The sequence below is a fragment of the Gordonia sp. AC31 genome, assembly GCF_031844505.1.
Lineage (GTDB): Bacteria > Actinomycetota > Actinomycetes > Mycobacteriales > Mycobacteriaceae > Gordonia > Gordonia hongkongensis.
The window spans coordinates 63,802-74,257 of the sequence record NZ_JAUZVK010000019.1 but is presented as its reverse complement, the minus strand read 5'-3'; the positions used below and the strand labels follow the sequence as shown (position 1 = coordinate 74,257).

Annotated in this window: 5 protein-coding genes; 1 reads left to right on the top strand and 4 read right to left on the bottom strand. The window is 66.4% G+C overall.

Going from position 1 to position 10,456, the window contains the following annotated elements; translation table 11 throughout:
- The first annotated feature begins 4 nt into the window (after window positions 1-4).
- The gene (locus Q9R39_RS19715) at window positions 5-985 is read left to right on the top strand and encodes an alpha/beta hydrolase (RefSeq protein WP_311278010.1); all 981 of its coding nucleotides are present in this window, start codon (window positions 5-7) and stop codon (window positions 983-985) included.
- 60 nt (window positions 986-1,045) lie between these two features.
- Here Q9R39_RS19715 and Q9R39_RS19710 read toward each other — a convergent pair whose 3' ends face one another.
- From Q9R39_RS19710 to Q9R39_RS19695, 4 genes are all read right to left on the bottom strand, one after another.
- Window positions 1,046-5,002, bottom strand: a complete 3,957-nt coding sequence (locus Q9R39_RS19710) for a DNA-directed RNA polymerase subunit beta' (RefSeq protein WP_311278008.1) — start codon at window positions 5,000-5,002, stop codon at window positions 1,046-1,048.
- Window positions 5,003-5,066: 64 nt separating this feature from the next.
- The gene (locus Q9R39_RS19705; RefSeq protein WP_311278007.1) at window positions 5,067-8,555 is read right to left on the bottom strand and encodes a DNA-directed RNA polymerase subunit beta; all 3,489 of its coding nucleotides are present in this window, start codon (window positions 8,553-8,555) and stop codon (window positions 5,067-5,069) included.
- Between the two features lie 346 nt (window positions 8,556-8,901).
- Window positions 8,902-9,741 carry a hypothetical protein gene (locus Q9R39_RS19700; RefSeq protein WP_005199672.1) on the bottom strand — a complete coding sequence of 280 codons (840 nt, stop codon included), beginning with the start codon at window positions 9,739-9,741 and terminating at the stop codon, window positions 8,902-8,904.
- On the bottom strand, window positions 9,741-10,385 hold the full coding sequence (locus tag Q9R39_RS19695; protein WP_210735179.1) for a hypothetical protein: 645 nt from the start codon (window positions 10,383-10,385) through the stop codon (window positions 9,741-9,743). The genes Q9R39_RS19700 and Q9R39_RS19695 overlap by 1 nt, the downstream gene beginning before the upstream one ends.
- Between the last annotated feature and the right edge of the window lie 71 nt (window positions 10,386-10,456).

The following is a 10,456-nucleotide window of genomic DNA, read 5'->3' as shown; positions in this document are numbered from 1 at the left end:
CCGGATGTCGGGAAGAACGCTTCGGTGGTGCATCGCGGTTGTCGCCGCGATCGTGGTGTCCGTCGGTGTGACACCGTCGGCAGTGACAGCAGCGCCGGCGGCCGTGTCGTCGTCCGACATCGCCACCGAATGTGCGGGCAAGCCCGTCCGGGTCGCAGCCCGGTGGTACTTCCCGCCCGGTGAACCCTCGGCGATCGTGTGGTTGCAGCACGGCTTCTCCCGCACGGCGGCCAATCTCGACTCCGTGGCCCGCGCATATGCGCAAGCCGGGTTCCTCGTCGTGAGCCCGACGCTGGACTCGGTCAACCTCGGCGGGTGCGCCGTCGCGTACAACATCGCCGACAACGCCGCGTTCGCGCGAACCATCGGCGGGGTCTTCGGTTCCGGCCGGGACCCCGGCAGTCCGCTCGCGACAAGCCTTCGCGAGGCCCGCGATTCCGCCCACCGCCCGGACGTGACGATGCCGTACCGGATGATCTTCTCCGGACACTCGGCCGGCGGCGAGTTCGTCGTCGTGGCGGCCGACGCACTCCGCCGTGCCGACCCCGTCGCCTACCGACGCCTGGCCGGCCTCATGCTGTTCGATCCCGTCAACTCGTTCTTCGGGGTCAACTTCGCCACCGCCGCACCATCTCTCAGTGCCGCCGGGCTGCCGATTCGCGTGATCGCCTCGCAACCGTCGGTATCCAACAACTTCGGGCAAGGCGTGTCCGTCCTCCAGGAGACAACGCGGCAGGAGTTTCTCGGCTCGCGCCTGGTGACCGGAATCCACATCGACGCCGAAGGCGAGTCGACCGACCTGATCGGCGAACTGTCCGAGCTCGCCGTGCCGCGTCCCCGCAACGGGCGGGTCATCCGCGCACTCGCCACCGGCTGGTCGTCGGACATGGTGGCCGACACCGCGACCCCGACCTACTACCCCGGCGGCCGTTACTACGACCTGCTCCTCGAAACCCGCACCGTCACAACTCTTCCCGTTCCCTAGAAACGACGCGGCCCCCGCACTCGCGATGAGTGCGGGGGCCGCGTCTTCTTGTCCTAGCGCCTACCGGTAGTCGTTGGAGAACCCGTAGTCGTCCAGCGGCACCGCAGCGCCGGCCGGAGCACCGAAGGTGCCGTCCGGGCTGTAGTAGGTGTCGTCGTAGGACGGCACCGCGTACGCCGCGGCACGAGCTTCCTCGGTCGGCTGAACCTGGATGTTGCGGTAGCGGTTGATACCGGTGCCGGCCGGGATCAACTTACCGATGATCACGTTCTCCTTCAGACCGATCAGCTTGTCGCTGCGGCTGTTGATCGCCGCGTCGGTCAGGACACGCGTGGTCTCCTGGAACGACGCCGCCGACAGCCACGACTCGGTCGCCAGCGAGGCCTTGGTGATACCCATCAGGACCGGACGTCCGGCGGCGGGCTCGCCACCCTCGGTCACGACCTGACGGTTGGCCGCCTCGAACTCGGCGCGCTCGACGAGCGAACCGGGCAGGAACTCGGTCGAACCGTGATCGATGATCGTCACGCGACGCAGCATCTGACGCACGATGGTCTCGATGTGCTTGTCGTGGATCGACACACCCTGGCTGCGGTAGACCTCCTGGACCTCGTTGACCAGGTGGATCTGCACCTGACGGGGACCCATGACGCGGAGCACCTCGTGCGGGTTGGCCGAGCCCTCCATGAGCTGCTGGCCGACCTCGACGTGGTCACCGTCGGCGAGGAGCCGCTCGGAACCGTCGTCGTGCTTGAACACGCGCAGACGCTGACGCTTCGAGATCTTGTCGATGACAACCTCTTCCGAACCATCGTCCGGGATGAGGGTGATCTTGTAGAAGCGGTCGTCGTCCTCGAGGCGCACCCGGCCGGAGACCTCCGCGATCGGCGCGACGCCCTTGGGGACGCGGGCCTCGAAGAGCTCCTGGACACGCGGCAGACCACCGGTGATGTCGTCACCGACGCCACCCTGGTGGAACGTACGCATCGTCAGCTGGGTACCGGGCTCACCGATCGACTGGGCCGCGATGATACCGACGGCCTCGCCGATGTCGACGAGCTTGCCGGTGGCCATCGAACGGCCGTAGCACATCGCACACACACCGGTGCCGGTCCCACAGGTCAGGACCGAACGGACCTTCACCTGCGTGATGCCGGCGGCGAGCAGGGCCTCGATGGCCGGGTCGCCCAGGTCGTGACCGCGTTCGACGATGACGTTGCCGTCGGCGTCGACCGCGTCCTGCGCCAGCGTGCGGGCGTAGGTCGAGGTCTCGACGTGCGCGTCACGGATGAGCGTGCCGTCGGCCTGCTTCTCGGCGATGGTCGTGGTGATGCCGCGCTCGGTGCCACAGTCGGTCTCGCGCACGATGACGTCCTGCGACACGTCCACCAGACGACGGGTCAGGTAACCCGAGTCGGCGGTACGAAGCGCGGTGTCGGCCAGACCCTTTCGGGCACCGTGCGTGTTGATGAAGTACTCGGCCACGGTCAGGCCCTCGCGGAACGAGGACTTGATCGGACGCGGGATGAACTCACCCTTCGGGTTGGTCACCAGACCCTTCATGCCCGCCAGCGAGCGGATCTGGGTCATGTTGCCCGCCGCACCCGACTTCACGATCATCGGGATCGGGTTGTCGTCCGGGTAGTGCGCCTCCATGGCCGCGCCGACCTCTTCGGTCGCCTGCTTCCAGATCTCGACGAGGGAGTCACGACGCTCGTCCGGGGTGAGGGCACCGCGCTGGAACTTGCGCTCCAGACCGTCGGCCCGCTCCTCGTACTTGTCGAGGATCTCCGCCTTCTGCGGCGGCACCAGCACGTCGGCCATCGAGACGGTGACGCCCGAACGGGTGGCCCAGTAGAAGCCGACGTCCTTCAGCTTGTCGACGGTCTGGGCGACCACGATCATCGGGTAGCGCTCGGCGAGATCGTTGATGATCACGGCCTGACGCTTCTTCGGCATCTGCTCGTTGACGAACGGGTACTCGCTCGGCAGCAGCTCGTTGAACAGCACCCGGCCCAGCGTGGTCTCGATGTCCCACGGCGAGCCGTACTTCCAGCCGTCGGGGAACTGCTCGGCCTCGATGTCGGCCGGCGGACGCTGGTCGGTCAGACGCACCTTGATGCGCGACTGCACGGTCAGCACACCGCGGTCGACGGCCATGATGGCCTCGGCCGGGGTCGAGTAGACACCACGCTCCACGTCGTCGCTGTTCGCCGGGGTGTACTCGCCCGCCGCACCCTCCTTGAGGGTGGTCAGGTAGTACAGACCGGTCACCATGTCCAGACGCGGCATGGCGAGCGGACGGCCCGACGCCGGCGACAGGATGTTGTTCGACGACAGCATCAGGATGCGCGCCTCGGCCTGCGCCTCCGCCGACAGCGGGAGGTGCACGGCCATCTGGTCACCGTCGAAGTCGGCGTTGAAGGCCTCACACACCAGCGGGTGGAGCTGAATGGCCTTGCCCTCCACCAGCTGCGGCTCGAAGGCCTGGATGCCGAGGCGGTGCAGCGTCGGTGCACGGTTCAGCAGAACCGGGTGCTCGGCGATGACCTCTTCGAGGACGTCCCACACCGCGGGGCGCTGACGCTCGACCATGCGCTTGGCCGACTTGATGTTCTGCGCCTGGTTCAGGTCGACCAGACGCTTCATCACGAACGGCTTGAACAGCTCGAGAGCCATCAGCTTCGGCAGACCACACTGGTGCAGCTTGAGCTGCGGACCGACCACGATGACCGAACGGCCCGAGTAGTCGACGCGCTTGCCGAGCAGGTTCTGACGGAAACGACCCTGCTTGCCCTTGAGCAGATCGCTCAACGACTTCAGCGGGCGGTTGCCCGGCCCGGTGACCGGACGGCCACGACGACCGTTGTCGAACAGGGCGTCGACCGACTCCTGCAGCATCCGCTTCTCGTTGTTGACGATGATCTCGGGAGCACCCAGATCGATCAGTCGCTTGAGGCGGTTGTTGCGGTTGATGACGCGGCGGTACAGATCGTTGAGGTCGGAGGTCGCGAAGCGGCCACCGTCGAGCTGCACCATCGGACGCAACTCCGGCGGGATCACCGGAACGGCGTCGAGGACCATGCCCAGCGGCGAGTTGCCCGACTGCTGGAACGCCGCGACGACCTTGAGTCGCTTGAGCGCACGCAGCTTCTTCTGGCCCTTGCCGCTGCGGATGGTCTCGCGCAGCGACTCGGCCTCGGCGTCGATGTCGAAGGTCTCCAGGAGCTTCTTGATCGCCTCGGCGCCCATCGAACCCTGGAAGTACTCGCCGTAGCGCTCTTCGAGCTGACGGTAGAGCTTCTCGTCGATGATGAGGTCGCCCGGGGCGAGCTTGACGAACTTGTCCCAGATCTCCTCGAGACCGTCGAGCTCACGCTGCGCGGCGTCGCGCATACGACGCATCTCGCGGTCGGCACCGTCGCGCACCTTGCGGCGCACGTCGGCCTTGGCGCCCTCGGCCTCCAGCTCGGCGAGATCCTGCTCGAGCTTCTGCTGACGCTCGTTCAGGTCGACGTCGCGCTGATCGGCGACGGCCTTCTTCTCGACCTCCATCTCGGCCTCGAGCGTCGAGAGCTCGTTGTGGCGGAGCTCGTCGTCGACCGCGGTGATCACGTAGGCGGCGAAGTAGATGATCTTCTCGAGATCCTTCGGCGCCAGGTCGAGCAGGTAGCCCAGCCGGCTCGGCACACCCTTGAAGTACCAGATGTGCGTGACCGGGGCCGCCAGCTCGATGTGGCCCATGCGCTCACGGCGCACCTTGGCCTTGGTCACCTCGACGCCGCAGCGCTCACAGATGATGCCCTTGAAGCGGACGCGCTTGTACTTGCCGCAGTAGCACTCCCAGTCGCGGGTCGGGCCGAAGATCTTCTCGCAGAACAGGCCGTCCTTCTCCGGCTTGAGCGTGCGGTAGTTGATCGTCTCCGGCTTCTTGACCTCACCGTATGACCAGTTGTGGATGTCGTCGGCCGTGGCCAGGCCGATCTTCAGTTCGTCGAAAAAGTTGACGTCGAGCACTTGTTACCTTTCCAGAGCTCTGTTGTCAGTGGCCGGGGCGAAACCCGGCCGGGTGAGGGTCAGATCAGTTGGCGAGATCGTCGACGGTGGCCGACTCGTTGCGCGACAGGTTGATGCCGAGGTTGGCAGCGGCGCGCTCCAGGTCCTCGTCGTCGGTGTCGTGCATCTCGATGGCGGCACCGTCGGAGCTGAGCACCTCGACGTTCAGGCACAGCGACTGAAGCTCCTTCAGCAGCACCTTGAACGACTCGGGGATACCCGGCTCCGGGATGTTCTCGCCCTTGACGATCGCCTCGTAGACCTTGACGCGGCCCACCACGTCGTCCGACTTGATGGTCAGCAGTTCCTGCAGCGTGTACGCGGCGCCGTAGGCCTGCATGGCCCAGCACTCCATCTCACCGAAGCGCTGACCACCGAACTGCGCCTTACCGCCCAGCGGCTGCTGGGTGATCATCGAGTACGGACCGGTCGAACGAGCGTGGATCTTGTCGTCGACCAGGTGGTGCAGCTTGATGATGTACATGTAGCCGACCGACACCGGGTACGGGAACGGCTCGCCGGAACGACCGTCGAACAGCGTCGCCTTGCCGTCGCCGTTGACCATGACCTCACCGTCGCGGTTCGGCAGCGTCGAGGACAGCAGTCCGGTCAGCTCCTCCTCGCGGGCGCCGTCGAACACCGGGGTGGCGGTGTTGGTGTCGGGCTCGGCCGAGTACATGTCCTCGGGCAGACGCGACGCCCACTCCGGCACACCCTCGGCGACGTTGATGTTCCAGCCGGCCTTGGCCACCCACCCGAGGTGGGTCTCCAGGATCTGGCCGATGTTCATACGACGCGGCACACCGTGCGTGTTCAGGATGATGTCGACGGGGGTGCCGTCGGGCAGGAACGGCATGTCCTCCTGCGGGAGGATCTTGCCGATGACGCCCTTGTTGCCGTGCCGACCGGCGAGCTTGTCGCCGTCCTGGATCTTGCGCTTCTGGGCCACGTACACGCGGACCAGCTCGTTGACGCCGGGCGCCAGGTCGTCGTCGTCCTCGCGGCTGAACACGCGCACGCCGATGACCTTGCCGGTCTCGCCGTGCGGCACCTTCAGCGAGGTGTCGCGGACCTCGCGGGCCTTCTCACCGAAGATGGCACGCAGCAGACGCTCTTCCGGGGTCAGCTCGGTCTCACCCTTCGGGGTGACCTTGCCGACCAGGATGTCGCCGTCGCGGACCTCGGCACCGATGCGCACGATGCCGCGCTCGTCGAGATCGGCGAGGACCTCGTCGGAGACGTTCGGGATGTCCCGGGTGATCTCCTCGGCACCGAGCTTGGTGTCGCGGGCGTCGATCTCGTGCTCCTCGATGTGGATCGAGGTGAGCACGTCCTCCTCCACGAGCCGCTGGCTCAGGATGATCGCGTCCTCGTAGTTGTGGCCCTCCCACGGCATGATCGCCACGAGCAGGTTCTTGCCGAGCGCCATCTCACCGTTCTCGGTGCAGGGGCCGTCGGCGAGGACCTGGCCGGACTCCACGCGCTGACCCTCGTCCACGATCGGACGCTGGTTGGCGCAGGTGCCGTGGTTGGAGCGCGCGAACTTGCGCATCCGGTAGGTGTCGCGGGTGCCGTCGTCGGACATGACGGTGATGTAGTCGGCCGAGACCTCTTCCACCACACCGGTCTTCGACGACACGATGACGTCACCGGCGTCGACGGCGGCACGCAGCTCCATGCCGGTACCGACCAGCGGCGACTCGTTGCGCACCAGCGGCACGGCCTGACGCTGCATGTTCGCACCCATCAGGGCGCGGTTGGCGTCGTCGTGCTCGAGGAACGGGATCATCGCGGTCGCGACGGACACCATCTGACGCGGCGAGACGTCGAGGTACTCGACATCGGTCGCGCCGACGAACTCCACCTCGGAGCCCTTCTTGCGCACCAGGACACGCTCGTCGGTGATGCGGCCGCTGGCGTCGAAGTTGGTGTTCGCCTGACCGATGAGGAAGCGGTCCTCCTCGTCGGCGGTCATGTACTCGATGTCATCGGAGACGACGCCGTCGACGACCTTGCGGTACGGGGTCTCGATGAATCCGAACGGGTTGACCCGCGCGTACACCGAGAGCGAACCGATCAGACCGATGTTCGGACCCTCAGGGGTCTCGATCGGGCACATGCGGCCATAGTGCGACGGGTGCACGTCGCGCACCTCGAGGCCGGCACGCTCACGGCTCAGACCACCCGGGCCCAGCGCCGACAGACGACGCTTGTGGGTCAGACCCGACAGCGGGTTGTTCTGGTCCATGAACTGCGACAGCTGGCTGGTTCCGAAGAACTCCTTGATCGCCGCCACGACGGGACGGATGTTGATCAGGGTCTGCGGGGTGATCGCCTCGACGTCCTGGGTGGTCATACGCTCACGCACGACACGCTCCATACGCGAGAGGCCCACGCGGATCTGGTTCTGGATCAGCTCGCCGACGGTACGCAGGCGACGGTTGCCGAAGTGGTCGATGTCGTCGACCTCGACGGGCACCTCGACGCCACCGGGGACGGTCATGTAGGTGGTGGTGTGCGGGTCGGCCTCGTGCAGACGCACCAGGTACTCGACGGTCGCGATGATGTCCTCGCGGGTCAGCGTGGACTCGCCCACCATCGGGTTGCCCGTCAGGCCCAGCTTCTTGTTGACCTTGTAGCGGCCCACGCGGGCGAGGTCGTAACGCTTGTCCTTGAAGAACAGGTTCTCCAGGAGGTTCTCCGCGGACTCCTTGGTCGGCGGCTCACCCGGGCGCAGCTTGCGGTAGACCTCCAGCAGCGCCTCGTCCTGGCTGCCGGTGTTGTCCTTCTCCAGCGTCGACATCATGATCTCGGAGAACCCGAACCGCTCGGTGATCTCCTCGGCGGTGAAGCCCAGCGCCTTGAGCAGCACGGTGACCGGCTGACGGCGCTTGCGGTCGATACGCACACCCACGGTGTCGCGCTTGTCGACGTCGAACTCGAGCCACGCACCGCGACCCGGGATCACCTTGACGGTGTGCAGGGTCTTCTCGGTGGTCTTGTCGATCGAGGCGTCGAAGTACACGCCGGGGCTGCGGACCAGCTGGCTCACCACGACACGCTCGGTGCCGTTGATGATGAAGCTGCCCTTTTCGGTCATGATCGGGAAGTCGCCCATGAAGACGGTCTGCGACTTGATCTCGCCGGTGTTGTTGTTGATGAACTCCGCGGTGACGAACAGCGGCGCCGCGTAGGTCATGTCCTTGTCCTTGCACTCCTCCACAGAGGCCTTGACCTCGTCGAAGTGCGGCTCGGAGAACGACAGGGACATCGAACCGGAGAAGTCCTCGATCGGGGACAGCTCGTGGAGGATGTCCTCCAGCCCGCCCGTCGGGTTCTCTTCTCCGCGGGCGATCGCCTTGGCGCGCCACTCCGGGGACCCGACGAGCCATTCGAAGGAATCGAGTTGGAGGTCGAGGAGGCCGGGGACCTCCAGCGGCTCGCTGATCTTTGCAAACGACGCGCGATGCGGCGCGCCGGGGATTGTTGAGGTGGACTGGCGGTTGACTGCCAAGATGCGTCCTTCCAACACGACGTTATTCACAACCTAGATGTGCGGTGGCTTGATGGGCCGTTCGCTGGTGACACCCTGAGATCGGCGATCACCGCAGCACACACAACTAAGAGTGGCCGTAGAAGGATCGATTGATGGACAGGAGGCAGCCAGCGCAACGTCCAACTGTAGCAGAAAATAGACGCACTTTGTCAAGCCCGTCAAGAAGCGATTTCGCACGGGTGGCTGCCTGCACGTCGACCGCTGGTCACAGCCTGGCCCGACAACGCCCAAACGTCAAGCGGTACGCGCCAATTTCGCCAACTTGTCCCGCGAGTCACCCGTCTACCTGGCGCTCACGCGGCGATCAGAAGGGCTCGACGCCCTGGATCCGCCACGTATCCCCCTCCTTGACCATCGCGAACTGGACACGCGGGGCGAGACTGTTGGTGGCGATGCTGTTCTGTGTCTCGCTGATGATGAGGTTCGCGATGACCGTCGCACGCGCGCCGTCGCCTGCGCCGGACAGGTTGGTGACGCCGACCGCGTCGACCCGGCATTCGGCTCCCGACTTGGTCTGGGTGATCAGGTCGCGCTGGGTCTTCAGCGACTCGTCGAATTCCTTGCGCGCATCTCCGGTGAGCGCGTTCTGGGCGCGTTTCGCCCAGCCGTCGAGGTCGGTGTGCTCGTGTCCCCACACCGCGCAGATCTGCTCCTGCGACTGGCCGATGAGCTCGGTGGTGGCGCTCTGATCGACGAACGCCCGGTTCTCCCCGAGGCCCGGCCGGAAGGCCAGGATCACCGCGGCGACGCCGAGCAGCACGGCCACCCCGGCCAGCATCGCGGTCAACAGCAGCGGATTGCGCTTCTTCGCCGGTCCCCGCTCGGGGGCCGGCCGAGACGGCCCAGAACCGGTCGACGACGGACCGTCCGCGCCTGTCTGCGTTCCGCTGGGACGCAGGGTCGAAACCCGCGACACCGGGCGGGTCCTGGTCGTGGGCGGGGTGGGTTCGGCCCCTTCGAGGCCCGGCGTCTCCGCTCCTCGCTCCTCAGCGGGCACGGAGACTTCCGCGTCGTCGGACTTCGACAGGGACACACCGGATTCGGTGGCCAGCTCGTCGGCGTCCGAACGCGCGGCACGGGTGTGTCCGGCGACCTTCGGCGTCGGACGTCGCTTGCGCGGGGGCTGGTTCGGGGTCGGTGCCATCAGTTTCCGCCTCCCGTCGCGGGCGCCTGGCCGGCGTCGGCGTACTCGATGCCCTCGAGACCGGCGACGTTCTCGGCCTTCCAGGTGTCTCCCTCACGGGTCATGCTGACCTGGAAGCCGCGCGTCTGGTCGACGTTCGGCTCCCCGGCGCGCTGGAGAGTCGTGAGGACGTAGACGAGGACCTTCGCCTTGCCACCCTCGTCGTCGACCTCGCTCGGCGCACTGCGCAGCAGCCGCGCACTGAGCTTCGCGGTGTTCTCCCCCGCCTCGGCGAGCACGTCGAGGACGTTGCCGGTCTCGCCGGCCTTCTCGTCGCCGGCCTTCTCATCGCCGTCCGTCGCGTCGCCGAGGACCTCTTGCTTGGCCTTGCCGGTAAGCGAACCCTCCGCGCGCTGACGGAAGTCGTCGATGTTCGCCGGGTCGATCGTGGTGATGTTCAGGACGGCCTGCTCGGCTGCCTGGGTCGCCTCGTCGCGCGCGTCCTTGGTGGCGTACGCACCCATGGCCTGGACACCGAAGACCGCCACGCACACGAGTGCCGCGATCACCGCGACCACGGACAGCGCGAGTAGTCCCACGCGGGTCGTCGTCGAACCCGAGGAATCCGGGGTCTCGGGGCCGGTGATTGTCGAGGTGCCAGTCATAGCAGAAGACACTGTATAGATCGCTCCTGAGCACAGCCTAAGTCCCGATCGGCCCGCGCTGGGCGGGGCGT

Coding starts and splice junctions, on each gene's coding strand:
- Q9R39_RS19715 (WP_311278010.1), top strand. CDS start 5: ATGTCGGGAAGAACGCTTCGGTGGTGCATCGCGGTTGTCGCCGCGATC.
- Q9R39_RS19700 (WP_005199672.1), bottom strand. CDS start 9,741: ATGGCACCGACCCCGAACCAGCCCCCGCGCAAGCGACGTCCGACGCCG.
- Q9R39_RS19695 (WP_210735179.1), bottom strand. CDS start 10,385: ATGACTGGCACCTCGACAATCACCGGCCCCGAGACCCCGGATTCCTCG.